The sequence below is a fragment of the Providencia sp. PROV_01 genome (assembly GCF_053098325.1).
In genome coordinates this window covers 84,451-99,619 of the sequence record NZ_JBRFKD010000002.1, presented here as the reverse complement: position 1 = coordinate 99,619, position 15,169 = coordinate 84,451, and the positions used below count along the sequence as shown (strand labels likewise).

Annotated in this window: 13 protein-coding genes; all 13 read left to right on the top strand. The window is 43.5% G+C overall.

What is annotated here, in order from left to right; all coding sequences use genetic code 11:
- Window positions 1-168: 168 nt before the first annotated feature.
- The 13 genes from tsaE to rpsF all read left to right on the top strand — a co-directional run bounded on the left by tsaE (window position 169) and on the right by rpsF (window position 15,168).
- Window positions 169-633 (top strand): tRNA (adenosine(37)-N6)-threonylcarbamoyltransferase complex ATPase subunit type 1 TsaE, encoded by a 465-nt coding sequence (gene tsaE / locus ACU696_RS01115; protein WP_004907392.1) that lies wholly within the window; start codon window positions 169-171, stop codon window positions 631-633.
- 14 nt (window positions 634-647) lie between these two features.
- Window positions 648-1,934: an N-acetylmuramoyl-L-alanine amidase AmiB gene (gene amiB / locus ACU696_RS01110; protein ID WP_196718309.1), complete on the top strand. Its 1,287-nt coding sequence runs from the start codon at window positions 648-650 to the stop codon at window positions 1,932-1,934.
- A gap of 11 nt (window positions 1,935-1,945) precedes the next feature.
- Entirely contained in the window at window positions 1,946-3,919 is a 1,974-nt protein-coding gene (gene mutL / locus ACU696_RS01105) for a DNA mismatch repair endonuclease MutL (RefSeq protein WP_196718308.1), read from the top strand.
- Entirely contained in the window at window positions 3,912-4,853 is a 942-nt protein-coding gene (miaA, locus tag ACU696_RS01100; RefSeq protein WP_109912139.1) for a tRNA (adenosine(37)-N6)-dimethylallyltransferase MiaA, read from the top strand. Before mutL ends, miaA begins: the two co-directional genes overlap by 8 nt.
- A 107-nt stretch (window positions 4,854-4,960) precedes the next feature.
- Window positions 4,961-5,254: an RNA chaperone Hfq gene (gene hfq, locus ACU696_RS01095; RefSeq protein ID WP_004906005.1), complete on the top strand. Its 294-nt coding sequence runs from the start codon at window positions 4,961-4,963 to the stop codon at window positions 5,252-5,254.
- A gap of 92 nt (window positions 5,255-5,346) precedes the next feature.
- Complete coding sequence (gene hflX, locus ACU696_RS01090; protein WP_004907402.1) at window positions 5,347-6,627, top strand: ribosome rescue GTPase HflX; 1,281 nt, start codon at window positions 5,347-5,349, stop codon at window positions 6,625-6,627.
- A gap of 100 nt (window positions 6,628-6,727) precedes the next feature.
- A complete protein-coding gene (hflK, locus tag ACU696_RS01085; protein ID WP_209101667.1) occupies window positions 6,728-7,933 on the top strand; it encodes an FtsH protease activity modulator HflK in 1,206 nt (401 codons plus the stop codon).
- 2 nt (window positions 7,934-7,935) lie between these two features.
- On the top strand, window positions 7,936-8,937 hold the full coding sequence (gene hflC, locus ACU696_RS01080) for a protease modulator HflC (RefSeq protein WP_109912137.1): 1,002 nt from the start codon (window positions 7,936-7,938) through the stop codon (window positions 8,935-8,937).
- A 280-nt stretch (window positions 8,938-9,217) separates the two neighbouring features.
- Window positions 9,218-10,519, top strand: coding sequence for an adenylosuccinate synthase (locus ACU696_RS01075; RefSeq protein ID WP_004907406.1), 1,302 nt, complete (start codon window positions 9,218-9,220; stop codon window positions 10,517-10,519).
- 329 nt (window positions 10,520-10,848) lie between these two features.
- Window positions 10,849-11,271, top strand: a complete 423-nt coding sequence (gene nsrR, locus ACU696_RS01070) for a nitric oxide-sensing transcriptional repressor NsrR (RefSeq protein ID WP_004907407.1) — start codon at window positions 10,849-10,851, stop codon at window positions 11,269-11,271.
- Between the two features lie 42 nt (window positions 11,272-11,313).
- Window positions 11,314-13,782 (top strand): ribonuclease R, encoded by a 2,469-nt coding sequence (rnr, locus tag ACU696_RS01065; RefSeq protein WP_209101670.1) that lies wholly within the window; start codon window positions 11,314-11,316, stop codon window positions 13,780-13,782.
- 85 nt (window positions 13,783-13,867) lie between these two features.
- Window positions 13,868-14,617: a 23S rRNA (guanosine(2251)-2'-O)-methyltransferase RlmB gene (gene rlmB, locus ACU696_RS01060; protein ID WP_004907412.1), complete on the top strand. Its 750-nt coding sequence runs from the start codon at window positions 13,868-13,870 to the stop codon at window positions 14,615-14,617.
- Window positions 14,618-14,772: 155 nt separating this feature from the next.
- Window positions 14,773-15,168 (top strand): 30S ribosomal protein S6, encoded by a 396-nt coding sequence (gene rpsF, locus ACU696_RS01055; RefSeq protein ID WP_004905988.1) that lies wholly within the window; start codon window positions 14,773-14,775, stop codon window positions 15,166-15,168.
- Window position 15,169 lies beyond the last annotated feature (1 nt).

Sequence of the window (15,169 nt, the reverse complement as noted above, 5' to 3'; positions counted from 1 at the left end):
ATCATTCAAGCAATGTTAATTAAGAAAAAAGCCCCATCTTAGGTTAATATAAGCGGTAATATTGATGTTTGTTGATATCTCTTTATGCATTTTGATCAGCAATATAAACTATGCATTTAAAGGATAAACAGGCGACACCGCCTATTAATGACATAATAAAAGAACAATATGAAAGAATGTACAATACAACTTGCCAATGAAGCGCAAACTGTTGCGTTAGGTAATGCTATCGCTAAGGCTTGCCATCAAAGCACTGTGATTCACTTATACGGTGATCTTGGTGCAGGGAAAACCACCTTTAGCCGAGGTTTCTTACAAGCGCTAGGTCATCAAGGCCATGTAAAAAGTCCAACTTACACATTGGTTGAACCCTATGAATTAGCAGATCGTCAAGTTTTCCACTTTGATCTCTATCGGTTAGCCGATCCTGAAGAACTTGAATTTATGGGAATTCGTGACTATTTTTCTGGAAATTCGATCTGTTTGGTCGAATGGCCGCAACAAGGTAAAGGTTTTTTACCTGAAGCGGATCTTGAGCTCCATCTGACCTATCAAGGCGAAGGGCGTCAGGCTCACTTTGTTGCTTTTTCTGCCAATGGGGAGTCGTTGTTAGAAGCATTACCCCTACTCTAAGGAAGCTATTGCTCATGTTGAATGCATCAATGCACAGAATAACAAAAAAGGGTTTTTTTACTGTTTTCGTCTTGTTTATGGTATCCGTTATGTGGCTGTTTGCTGCAAAAACACAAGCGGCAACATTATCGAATATTCAAGTTAACAATAGTCCATCACAAGCAGAAGTGGTACTAAGCTTTGTTGATGGTAAGCCTGATTACTCCTATTTCCCATTGCATTCACCTGAGCGCCTTGTTGTTGATATCAAACAGCGAGGCGAGATTATTGGCCTACCGCTTAAAGTTCCCGCAGGGGATCTTGTAAAACTAGTACGGGCAAGCCAACCTTCTGATAATCAACACAAACGCTTAGTTTTAGAGCTATCTCGTGCAGCTAAAACGAAAGCAGTACTTAAACAAGTTTCAGGTGAATATCAGTTGGTATTAATGATATCGACGGGAAATTCATCCGGTTCTACTTCCTTTAATCAAACCAATAATACGATTAAAGCAGCGGCAAATAGCGCTCAAGATAAGCCATTGAAGATAAATAATCCTGCGCCTGTTGCCACGCCAACACCGACTAAATATAAAAATATGCCGAAGGGCAGCAAGCAGGTAGTTATTGCGATTGATGCAGGGCACGGTGGAAAAGACCCTGGTGCGATTGGTAAGAATGGTTATAAAGAAAAGGATGTGACTCTTAGTGTTGCACGTAAGTTATACCAACGTCTTGAAGCCGACCCAATGTTTAAACCTGCGATGACACGTGATGGAGACTATTTTATTTCCGTTAGTGGCCGTTCTGATGTGGCACGTAAGAAAGGGGCTAATATGTTGGTGTCAATTCACGCAGATTCGGCTCCGAATAGCAGTGCACGAGGAGCATCAGTGTGGGTATTGTCTAATCGACGTGCAAACAGTGAGCTGGGTAGTTGGCTCGAACAACGTGAAAAACAATCTGAATTATTAGGTGGGGCGGGTGATGCGCTTAGTGGTGCGGACCCTTATTTAAGCCAAGCTGTTTTAGATCTACAATTCGGCCATTCTCAGCGTGTGGGGTACGATGTTGCGGTTAAAGTGATCGAACAGCTGCGAAAAGTGGGTAATATTCATAAAAGAACACCTGAGCATGCAAGTTTAGGTGTATTGCGCTCCCCAGATATCCCATCGATTTTAGTCGAAACTGGTTTTATTAGTAATACGGCAGAAGAACAGTTGCTAAAATCTAATGAATTCCAAGACAAAGTCGCAGAAGCTATCCATTTAGGATTACGTCAATATTTCTTGGCGAATCCAATACAAGCGGCACCACAATAAGGGGGGAAGACATGGCAATACATATTCTCTCCCCACAGCTAGCCAACCAAATTGCGGCAGGAGAAGTGGTCGAAAGGCCTGCGTCAGTGGTTAAAGAGCTCGTTGAGAACAGTCTTGATGCCGGGGCAACGCGTATTGATATCGACATTGAGCGTGGTGGAGAAAAACTGATCCGTATTCGTGATAATGGCTGTGGTATCGGTAAAGATGAACTGATTCTCGCATTAGCTCGCCATGCGACCAGTAAAATTGCCACTTTGGATGACCTTGAAGCTATTATGAGTATGGGGTTTCGCGGTGAAGCGCTAGCGAGTATCAGTTCCGTTTCACGTTTAACATTGACATCCAAGCCCGCAGACCAAACAGAAGCATGGCAATCATATGCCGAAGGCCGGGATATGGAGGTGATGGTTAAACCTGCAGCGCATCCCAATGGCACAACGGTTGAAGTATTAGATTTATTCTATAATACGCCAGCTCGCCGTAAATTTATGCGCACAGAAAAAACCGAGTTCGGCCATATTGATGAAATTGTTCGCCGAATTGCACTTTCTCGTCCTGATGTGGCTATTAACCTGACTCACAACGGGAAATTAGTAAAGCAATATCGAGCCGCTCATGATGAAGCGCAGCAAGAGCGGCGTCTCGGGACGATTTGCGGTACGGGTTTTCTGCAAGGCGCTTTGGCGTTATCTTGGGAACATAGCGACCTTGCTATCAAAGGGTGGGTTGTTTCTCCATCAATGACATCAGGTAGCGAAACGCAATATTGCTATGTTAATGGCCGTATGATGCGTGACCGCCTGATTAACCATGCTATTCGCCAAGCCTATGAAGGGCATTTAGACGAAAACCAACAGCCTGCTTATGTCTTGTATTTGACGATTGATCCAAAACAAGTTGATGTTAACGTACACCCAGCAAAACATGAGGTTCGTTTTCACCAAGCTCGCTTGGTACATGATTTTATTTATCAAGCGGTACGAACGGTATTATTAGAAGCTGCATCTATTGATGAGCTTCCGGGTATTGAACCAGCAAATATAGGGTTAGAAAATCGACCTTCTGCGGGGGAAAACTATTTTTCTTCACCAAACGTGACTCCCAAGCAGCAACATAAGACAGAAAATCATACGCTCATTGAAAATACCGTTCGAGAGTCTAAAATACCTTATGACCAGCCCAGCCACTTAAAGGATAGTGCCGCAAATCACGCTTTTTCTTCACCGAAGACAACGTCAGGTTTTTCAGAAAATGCGCCAGCAAAAACGTTTGGTTCAACGTATGACAAAAAAGCGGGTGAGCTGTATCAGAGCTTAATGTCAATTCCCGTTGCCTCTGAAGATAAAAAACCGCTTTTTCCTGAGCGTAAACCGATAAACTCGCCACCAATATCGTCACAACCTGTAGCAAAAAATGCGGATAACTACCTTTTTGGCAAGGTATTGACAATTTACGCAAAAAACTTTGCATTAATTGAGTCTTCGTTGGGGCTAATCCTGTTATCCTTAACGGAAGCTAATTATTTATTGAAATTGTCACAATTGTCACCGGGTGGCGGAGCCTTAAAGCCTCAGCCATTGTTAATACCTCTAAAAGTGTCACTTAAAAATGATGAAATAGAGGTTTTACAGCGGTACAAGGAACAATTGACAATATTTGGTATCGAAGCCACGATATTACATGGAAAAGTAACAATTCATACGGTATCGTTACCATTAAGAACACAAAATTTATCACAGCTTTTTTCTGAACTACTCGATTTTTTATCGAGAAAAGAAAGTGTCACTGACGAAGAGATTGCACAATGGCTCGCTAAAGCAGTTTCACAGGTTAAAACAGAAGAAAGTTGGAGTTTAGCACAGGCTGTTCAGTTGCTGGCTGATGTTGAGCGGGTATGCCCTCAGTGGGTAAAAAATCCCCCACCAACATTATTACAATTAATTAATTTACAATCCGTGGTAGCTACACTAACAAATGAGTGATTTAGCAACTCAGAAAAAACCTGACGCAATATTCCTAATGGGTCCAACGGCCTCAGGTAAAACCGCTTTGGCGATCGAACTTCGCAAGCATTTGCCTGTGGAAATTATTAGTGTCGATTCGGCATTAATTTACCGAGGAATGGATATTGGCACAGCAAAACCAACAGCGGAAGAACTCAGCCAAGCTCCCCATCGTCTGATTGATATCCTCGATCCGTCTCTACCATACAGCGCTGCCGATTTTCGCCGTGACGCATTAAATGCCATGGCTGAAATTACCTCACAAGGTAAAATTCCGTTATTAGTTGGCGGCACTATGTTGTATTTTAAAGCCTTATTAGAAGGACTTTCACCACTTCCTTCAGCTGACCCAACAGTTCGTGCTGAAATTGAACACATTGCGAAAGAACAAGGATGGGGAGAAATTCATCGTCGTCTTACTGAAGCTGACCCAGTTGCCGCGGCAAGGATCCACCCTAACGATCCACAAAGATTATCCCGTGCTTTAGAGGTATATCTCATTTCGGGACAAACTTTGACTGAAATGACACAAACAGCTGGGGAAGAATTACCTTATAATGTGTTTCAGTTTGCTATTGCGCCACAAGATCGTAAAATTTTACATGAGCGCATAGAACAACGTTTTCATCTGATGATAGATGCGGGTTTTGAAGAAGAAGTTCGCAAATTGCATCAACGAAATGATTTACATGTTGACCTCCCTTCAATCCGTTGTGTGGGATATCGGCAAATGTGGTCATATTTAGATGGTGAAATTAGCCATGATGAAATGATTTATCGGGGAATTTGTGCAACTCGCCAATTGGCAAAACGTCAAATTACCTGGTTAAGAGGCTGGGAGAATGTTCATTGGTTAGATAGTGAACAACCTCAGCAAGCGCTTAGCACCGTTATGCAGGTTATGCGTGCATAGGACTGATGTTTGTGTACAATTAGAACGTTAAGCGCAATTTTTGAGTAGTTACTTTTTGGAATCTAAAAGATTCTCTTTTAAAAACAACAAAATAAGGAAAACATAGAATGGCTAAGGGGCAATCTTTGCAAGATCCGTTCCTGAACGCATTACGTCGTGAAAGGGTTCCGGTCTCTATTTATCTCGTTAATGGCATCAAATTGCAGGGGCAAATTGAGTCTTTTGACCAATTTGTCATTTTATTAAAAAACACAGTTAGCCAGATGGTTTATAAGCACGCTATCTCGACTGTTGTCCCTGCTCGCCCTGTTTCTCATCATAGCGGTACTGCGGGTAGCACTGGCAATGGTAATTACCATTCAGGTAACCCTGCAGCGCAAGATGGCGAAGTAACTGAGTAAGTTTGTACGCTAAAAGACAAGGAAAGCATGGGTAGGGAGACTGTACCTGTGTTTTTCCTTTGCAATTATTGTTTAGCCTAAGAGGTTACACCTTGTTTGATAGGTATGAAGGCGGTGAACTAGCTGTATTAGTCCATGTCTTTTTTTCTCAAGAAAAAGATGTTGATAATCTGGCAGAATTTGAGTCACTTGTGACATCTGCTGGCGTAAAACCAGTACAAATAGTCACGGGCAGTCGTAAAGCCCCTCATCCAAAGTTTTTTGTTGGGGAAGGTAAAGCAGAAGAAATTGCCCAAGCTGTTGAGGAAAGTGGTGCAGATGTGGTGTTGTTTAATCATACTCTAAGCCCTGCTCAAGAACGTAATCTCGAAAGGATTTGCCAATGTAAGGTGGTTGACCGTACAGGGGTAATTTTAGATATTTTTGCTCAACGCGCACGTACACACGAAGGTAAGCTTCAAGTTGAATTGGCTCAGTTAAGGCATTTATCGACTCGCTTAGTGAGGGGATGGACGCACTTAGAGCGACAAAAAGGCGGGATTGGCTTACGAGGTCCCGGTGAAACTCAACTTGAGACTGACCGCCGGCTATTAAGAGATAAAATTAAACAAATCTTATCTCGTCTTAGTCGGGTGGAAAAACAGCGTGAACAAGGGCGTCAAGCGAGAAGTAAGGCTGATATCCCGACTATTTCGCTTGTCGGTTATACCAACGCTGGTAAGTCTAGTTTGTTTAACCGCATGACGGCCGCTGATGTTTATGCTGCTGACCAGTTATTTGCAACACTTGACCCAACACTTCGTCGTATTGATGTAGAAGATGTTGGTGTTGTCGTTCTTGCAGATACTGTGGGTTTTATCCGTCATTTACCCCATGATTTGGTTGCAGCTTTTAAAGCAACCCTGCAAGAAACACGTGAAGCAACGTTACTGCTGCACGTTATCGATGCAGCTGATAATCGCTTGGATGAAAATATTCATGCAGTTGAAAGTGTGTTAGAAGAAATCGAAGCGGATGAAATACCAACACTTTTAGTGATGAACAAAGTTGATATGCTGGAGGATTTTGTCCCGCGTATTGACAGAGATGAGGATAACAAGCCGGTTCGTGTCTGGGTTTCAGCGCAAACGGGCGATGGTATCTCATTGCTGCTACAGGCATTGACGGAACGTCTTTCAGGTGAAATCGCACATGTTGAATTGCGTTTACCACCGAATGAAGGCCGTTTACGTAGCCGTTTCTATCAACTTCAGTCAATCGAACGTGAATGGCAGGAAGAAGACGGCTCAATTGGCCTTGAGGTGCGTATGCCAATGGTGGATTGGCGGCGTCTGTGCAAACAAGAGCAGCAATTACCTGACTACGTTATTTAATTGTTTTGGTGATTAATGATGTAGTTAGGCAATGGAATTGATATTAAGAGCCCTATCGCTCTTAGCCCTGAAAATCAATCATAAAGAATGGAGCTAAAACATGGCGTGGAATCAGCCCGGTAATGACGGACAAGACCGCGATCCGTGGGGAAGCGGCAATAAAGGCGGCAACTCTAGCGGGAACAAAGGTGGTCGAAAACGTGGGGCTTATGATCTCGACGATCTCTTTCGTAAACTAGGCAGCAAGCTTGGTGGAAATAAAGGCAGCGGTGGTGATGGCGATAATAAACAACCATCACAAATCAGCGGCCGTTTAGGTATGTTAGCTCTTGCTGCTATCGTTGTTGTATGGGCAGGTTCAGGCTTCTACACCATCAAAGAAAGTGACCGTGGCGTAGTATTACGTTTTGGTGAATATAGTGGTGTTGTTGGGCCTGGTTTGAACTGGAAACCAACCTTCATTGATAGAGTTATTCCTGTCAACGTAGAAACCGTACGTGAACAAGCGACAAATGGCATGATGTTAACGTCAGATGAAAACGTGATCCGCGTTGAAATGAACGTTCAATATCGTGTTACCGACCCTGCGCAATATTTATTTAGTGTCACAAACCCAGACAATAGTCTGCGTCAGGCGCTAGATAGTGCTGTGCGTGGTGTAATCGGTCAGTCTGCGATGGAGCAAGTACTGACTACGAATCGTGCTTTTATCCGTGATGTAACACAAAAAGAGCTCGAAGCAACAATTGCGCCATACAAAATGGGTATCACACTGCTTGACGTCAACTTCCAGGCAGCGCGTCCGCCTGAAGACGTTAAAGCCGCATTTGATGATGTAATTGCAGCAAGGGAAGAAGAACAAAAAACCATTCGTGAAGCACATGCTTATCGAAACGAAGTTCTTCCTCTGGCAAAAGGTAACGCACAACGCTTAATTGAAGAAGCTGAAGCTTATAAAGCCAGTGTGGTCTTCAAAGCAGAGGGTGAGGTGGCAAGTTTTGCAAAAATGTTGCCTGAATATCGTGCTGCACCTGAGATTACCCGTGAACGTCTATATATCGAAACGATGGAACGTGTATTAGGTAATACACGTAAAGTGATAGCAAATGATAAGAGCAACAGCATGTTAGTGCTGCCGCTTGATCAAATCATGCGTGGTGCTAATACGAACGCTACATCAGCACCGAAAGTCAGTCCATCAGCCAGAATGGCGACGCCAAATAATAACGCGTCATCTAATGGCGCAACATCAGCTCAGCCAAACAGTGCTGTTCGTGGTGATGCAGTTAGAGTAGGGAGACAATAATCATGCGTAAATCGCTAATTGTTATCGTTCTGGCCATTTTGGCAGTCGCATACGCATCTATCTTTATTGTTCCTCAAACTGATCGCGGCATTGTCTTGCGTTTTGGTAAGGTTCTGCGTGATTCTGAAAACAAACCGATCATTTATGAGCCGGGTCTGCATTTCAAAGTACCATTTATTGAAACGGTAAAAATGTTGGATGCACGTATTCAGACACTGGAAATTCAGGCTGACCGCTATCTGACAAGTGAAAACAAAGACTTAATGGTGGATTCCTACCTGAAATGGCGCGTTACTGATTTCAGTCGTTACTATGTAGCGACTGGCGGTGGTAATCCATTCCAAGCGGAAACCCTGTTAAAACGTAAATTTAGTGACCGTTTACGTTCTGAGTTTGGTCGCTTAAGCGTAAAAGATATCATTACTGACTCACGTGGCCGTTTGACCATTGATGTCCGTGATGCTTTGAACAAAGGTACAGCAACTGACGATGCAACCAAAGAAGCGGATGCAGCGATTGCGGATGCAGCAAAACGTGTTGAAGAAGAAACAAACCTGAAGCCACTGGTTGTGAATGCAAACAGTATGGCGGCGTTAGGTATTGAAGTTGTCGACGTACGTATTAAACGTATCGAGCTACCAAACGAAGTTTCTGAAGCTATTTATGCGCGTATGCGTGCAGAACGTGAAGCAGTTGCACGTCAACACCGTTCACAAGGTCAAGAAGAAGCGACTAAGATCCGCGCTGTTGCAGATAAAACAGTAACAGAAACGTTGGCTGAAGCGGAGCGTACCGCACTGACTTACCGAGGTGAAGGTGATGCGATGGCAACAAAATTGTTTGCTGATGCATTCAACCAAGACCCAGAGTTCTATGCGTTTATTCGTAGCTTACGTGCTTATGAACAAAGCTTTAAGAGTGGTGATGACGTGATGGTCATGAGTCCAGACACTGACTTCTTCCGCTTTATGAAGGCACCAACTAAGCTTCGCGCGACAGATTAATAACAAGCTAAGTTGCGTGCAACCTAGCAAAATAACTGTTAATCTATTAAAGAAAAGCCCGCTTCGGTGGGCTTTTTTTCGCCTGTCGTTTTAAGTATAAGATTTTTCAGGGAAAATTTGAGCTGCTCAACTGATGGCATTCATTTTGAGTTTACGGCAGAAATAAAAAATACCATTTTACTTGCTTTCCAGAAAAAAATTTTTGTATTGCCAAAATATCACTGGAACAGTTCATTTTTGATGGTAGAATTCATTTTTAAGCAACCGAGTGTATTTCAAAATGGGTAAGAACGTTGTCGTACTGGGCACCCAATGGGGTGACGAAGGGAAGGGCAAGATCGTTGACTTGCTGACAGAGCGTGCTAAATACGTAGTTCGCTATCAGGGCGGCCATAATGCTGGCCATACTCTTGTTGTAAACGGTGAAAAAACCGTTCTCCACTTAATTCCATCCGGTATTCTTCGTGAAAATGTCATCAGTATTATTGCTAATGGTGTTGTTTTAGCGCCAGACGCATTAATGAAAGAGATGAAAGAATTGGAAGACCGCGGTGTTCCTGTTCGGGAACGTTTACGTCTTTCTGAAGCATGCCCACTGATCCTGCCTTATCATATCGCATTAGATAATGCGCGTGAAAAAGCACGTGGTTCCAAAGCGATTGGAACAACAGGTCGTGGTATTGGTCCTGCTTATGAAGATAAAGTTGCACGTCGTGGTCTACGCGTTGGTGATTTGTTTGATAAAGCCACGTTTGCAGAAAAATTAAAAGAAATTGTTGAATACCATAACTTCCAACTTGTTCATTATTATAAAGAACCTGCTGTAGATTACCAAAAAACGTTAGATGATATTATGGCTGTAGCGGATATCCTGACTGGCATGGTAATTGATGTTTCTGATCTGCTATATAAAGCAAATCAGAAGAATGAATTAGTGATGTTTGAAGGTGCACAAGGGACATTATTAGATATCGACCACGGTACTTATCCTTATGTAACCTCTTCAAATACGACCGCTGGTGGTGTAGCGACAGGTTCTGGTTTAGGCCCTCGCTATGTCAACTACGTATTAGGTATCATCAAGGCTTACTCAACGCGTGTTGGTGCAGGTCCATTCCCAACTGAGCTGTTTGACGAAGTGGGTGAGTTCCTGCGTGAAAAAGGCCAAGAATTTGGTGCAACTACGGGTCGTAAACGCCGTACTGGTTGGTTAGATATCGTTGCGATTAATCGTGCGGTACAAATTAACTCACTGTCAGGCTTCTGTATGACTAAACTGGATGTTTTAGACGGTTTAGAAGAAGTCAAAATCTGCGTAGGCTACCGTCGTCCAGATGGCAAAGTGCTTGAAACAACGCCTTTAGCTGCTGATGAGTGGGATGGCTTAGAGCCAGTTTATGAATCAATGCCAGGTTGGAAAGAAACAACTTTTGGTGTGAAACAAAGAGAATTACTGCCACAAGCAGCTCTGAATTACATCAAACGCGTTGAAGAACTAACGGGTATTCCAGTTGATATTATTTCAACCGGTCCAGATCGTTCAGAAACCATGATCCTGCGTGATCCATTTGACGTTGAGTAATAACACTGACTGCGCCTAATACAGGCGCAGTTTTTTACTGCTTTACCTCCTTCCACTATGCAGCTTCTTTGATAAAACAGTCAAAATTCCCCATAATGATTGAATCAAGTCACTTTTGTGTGCAAATTATGTGCAATTAAGTGCATATTTGACTTGTGTTATACGTTAAACTTTATTTAACGACATATAATTTATTAGCATGCTATATTTTGTTCAGAAAACTGAAAGTGTTGGGTTAGAAATAGCAAGCGTGAATTTTAAAATGAGTCGCATTTTTTAGGCCAATGATTTGCGGCCAACAGCGTTATAGCTAAAATTTTGAGGTGATTGTGCAACTGACTAGTTTTACAGATTATGGGTTACGAGCTCTTATTTACCTGGCATCCCTAGGTGAAGGGAAAATGACCAGTATTACAGAGGTCACCGAGGTTTACGGTGTATCGCGTAACCATATGGTAAAAATTATTAATCAGCTCAGTCACCTAGGTTATATTAAAGCCACTCGTGGCAAAAATGGCGGGATTACACTAGGACAACCAGCGGAATCAATTCGTATAGGGGACGTTGTCAGAGCATTAGAGCCCCTGACTCTTGTTAATTGTAGTGGCGAATTTTGCCACATTACACCTGCGTGTCGTTTAAAAGGTGTGCTACACCAAGCAATACAGCAGTTTTTACAAGAACTTGATCAATACACGCTGGCGGACATGGTGAAAGATAACAGCCCGCTCTATCAACTACTGCTTGACTAGCATTTGCGGTAGTTATGAATTCTGATGACAACGGAGGTAACGATGTCACAAGATCCTTTTCAGGAAAGAGAAGCAGAAAAATACGAGTCCCCAATTCCAAGTCGAGAATACATTCTTGACCTTATCTCGAAGCGTACTGCACCCGCTAATCGCGAAGAAATCGCACAATTATTGAATTTATCGACAGAAGATGAATTAGAGGCACTGCGTCGTCGGTTAAGAGCCATGGAACGGGATGGGCAATTAGTCTTCACTCGCCGTCAGTGTTATGCATTACCGGAGCGTTTAGACTTATTAAAAGGGAAAGTGATTGGCCATCGTGATGGCTACGGCTTCCTGCGTGTTGAGGGTAAAAAAGAAGATTACTATTTATCTCAAGACGAAATGAAACGCGCCCTACATGGTGACGTTATTCTAGCGCAACCTTATGGGCAAGACCGTAAGGGGCGGACAGAGGTTCGTGTTGTTCGTGTGTTAGAAGCGCGTAATAACCAAATTGTTGGCCGGTATTTTATTGAATCGGGTATGGGGTTTGTCGTACCGGATGATAGCCGTTTAAGCTTTGATATTTTGATTCCGAAAGATCGCGTCCTTGGCGCTCGTATGGGGAATGTGGTGGTGGTTGAATTAGTCACCCGCCCACAACGTCGCTCGCAAGCGGTGGGGAATATCATTGAAGTATTAGGCGAAACAATGGGAACAGGTATGGCGGTAGAGATCGCTTTACGTACCCATGAAATTCCACATTCATGGCCACCACAAGTTGAAAAACAAGTTGCGGACCTGAGTGAGAATGTCCCTGAGTCTGCAAAAAAAGGGCGCGTTGATTTACGTGATCTCCCTTTAGTGACCATTGATGGCGAAGATGCCCGCGACTTTGATGATGCGGTTTATTGTGCACCGAAAAAAGGCGGTGGTTGGCGCTTATGGGTGGCGATTGCGGATGTCAGCTATTATGTCCGTCCGCAAACAGCTCTAGATACAGAAGCTCGTAGTCGCGGTAACTCGGTATATTTTCCATCTCAAGTTGTTCCTATGCTCCCGGAAGTCTTATCGAACGGCCTGTGCTCACTGAATCCTGGTGTTGACCGCCTGTGTATGGTGTGTGAAATGACAGTATCGGCATCCGGTAAGCTTTCGTCATACAAGTTCTATGAAGCGGTTATGAGCTCTCATGCAAGGTTAACTTACACGAAAGTGTGGAAAATCTTGGAAGGAGACGAAGAGCTGCGTGAGCATTATAAAGCCTTAGTGCCGCATATTGAGCATCTGCACCAATTATATAAAGCACTGGATGCTGCACGTATTGAGCGTGGTGCAATTTCCTTCGAATCCGAAGAAGCGAAATTTATTTTTAACGCAGAACGCCGTATTGAAAGTATCGAACCGGTTGAGCGAAATGATGCACATAAATTGATTGAAGAGTGCATGATTTTGGCTAATATTGCGGCGGCTCGGTTTGTTGAGAAAAACGAAGAGCCTGCTTTATACCGTGTGCATGACCGTCCTAAAGAAGAAAGCGTGATGAATTTACGCTCAGTATTCAGTGAATTAGGGTTGACCCTACCGGGTGGAATGAAGCCAGAGCCGAAAGATTATGCGCAGGTAATGAATGAAGTGGCTGAGCGCCCTGACCATGAATTACTGCAAACCATGATTTTACGTTCGATGAAACAAGCGATTTATGATCCTGAAAACCGCGGGCACTTTGGCTTAGGTTTGAAATCGTATGCTCACTTTACATCACCAATTCGTCGTTATCCTGACCTGACGTTACATCGTGGGATAAAATATTTACTGGCGAAAGAACATGGTCATTCAGATAAGCGCTGGACGGAAACAGGTGGCTGGCATTCAGATATGGATAGCATGTTACAGCTTGGTGAGCACTGTTCAATGACTGAGCGCCGTGCGGATGAAGCGACGCGTGATGTGGCTGACTGGCTTAAATGTGATTTCATGCAAGACCAAGTTGGCCAAACCTTTACAGGTTTAATCACAAGCGTCACTGGTTTTGGTTTCTTTGTGCGTCTTAATGATTTATTTATTGATGGTTTAGTGCATATTTCAACGTTGGATAATGACTACTACCGTTATGATGCGGTCGGTCAGCGTTTAATTGGTGAGTCATCAGGTACCACTTACCGTCTTGGTGATGAAGTGGAAATTCGTGTCGAAGCTGTGCATATGGATGAGCGCACCATTGATTTCGCTTTAATTTCAACTACTCGTAAAGCGAAAAACCCGGGTAAAACAGCGCGGGACAAAATGAAGCAAGAAGTGAAAAACGCGACGCGTCCAGCTCGTCGAAAAGCGGATGCGAGCAAAGATAAAAACTTCGAGCCTGATTCTGCATTTCGTCGCTCAGAGAAAAAAGGGAAAAAAGCTGAAGCTAAGCCCGAGGCGAAAGGGAAAGGAAAAGGCAAAAAACCGTCTGATAAAACCAGAAAAATTACAGCAAAATTAAAAGCTAAGCGTGTTGCAAAAAAATCCCAAAAACAAGAGGGATAATGGTATTGCTGTAGTTATGAACCATCGTTATTAACCAAAGTGGCGTATTAGCGCCACTTTACTATTTATATAAATAAGAAATTTTATGAGCGAAATGATTTATGGCATTCACGCAGTGAAAGCCTTACTGGAGCGTTCACCGCAACGCATCAAAGAAGTCTATATTCTGAAAGGTCGTGAAGATCGCCGATTAATGCCGTTGGTGCATGAAATTGAAGCATTAGGTGTCGTCGTTCAAGTGGCGAATCGTCAATGGATGGATAGCCAAACTGAAGGTGCGGTTCACCAAGGCATCATTGCGAAAGTACTACCAGGTAAACAATATCAAGAAGGTGACCTGCCTGATTTATTGGAGAGCACACCATCGCCATTTTTATTGGTATTGGATGGCGTGACAGACCCACATAACTTAGGTGCATGTTTACGTAGCGCTGATGCGGCAGGTGTTCATGCTGTGATTGTTCCTAAAGATAAATCCGCTCAGCTTAATGCAACTGCGAAAAAAGTGGCCTGTGGTGCGGCAGAAAATATTCCTCTTATTCGTGTGACGAATCTAGCAAGGACATTGCGCTTGCTACAAGAATACAATGTATGGATTGTGGGAACGGCAGGTGAAGCTGACCACAATTTATATCAAAGCAAGTTAACGGGCCCGATAGCTCTGGTGATGGGAGCTGAAGGTGAAGGTATGCGTCGTTTAACTCGTGAGCATTGTGACGAGTTAATTAGCATTCCAATGGCAGGTTCTGTGTCATCATTGAACGTCTCTGTAGCAACAGGGGTTTGCTTGTTTGAAGCCGTGCGTCAGCGCTTATCCGTTTCTGTAGAAAAATAATATTTAGCGTAAAATTGCATCCATCTCTTGAGTTTTATATCAGGGATGGGTATAGTTACGCGTCAATTTTTTAGCCGCACTCAACAAGTTCCTTGCCTCCGCGGGCCGCGGTTAACCCAGACAGGAGGCTAATAATCCGTAAGGAGCAACTACTAATGCGTCATTACGAAATCGTTTTTATGGTCCATCCTGACCAAAGCGAACAGGTTCCGGGCATGATCGAGCGTTACAGTGCTGTTATCACTAACGCACAAGGTCAGATTCACCGTCTGGAAGACTGGGGCCGCCGTCAACTGGCTTACCCAATCAACAAACTGCACAAAGCACACTATGTTCTTCTGAACGTAGAAGCGCCGCAGGAAGCGATTGATGAGCTGGAAACTAACTTCCGCTTCAACGATGCCGTTATCCGCAGCATGGTTATGCGCTTAAAACACGCAGTAACAGAAGCTTCTCCAATGGTCAAAGCTAAAGACGAACGTCGTGGCCGTGACATGTCTGATGAATATCAGGATGAAGAAGTAGAAGAAACTGGGGATTCTGAAGAGTAAT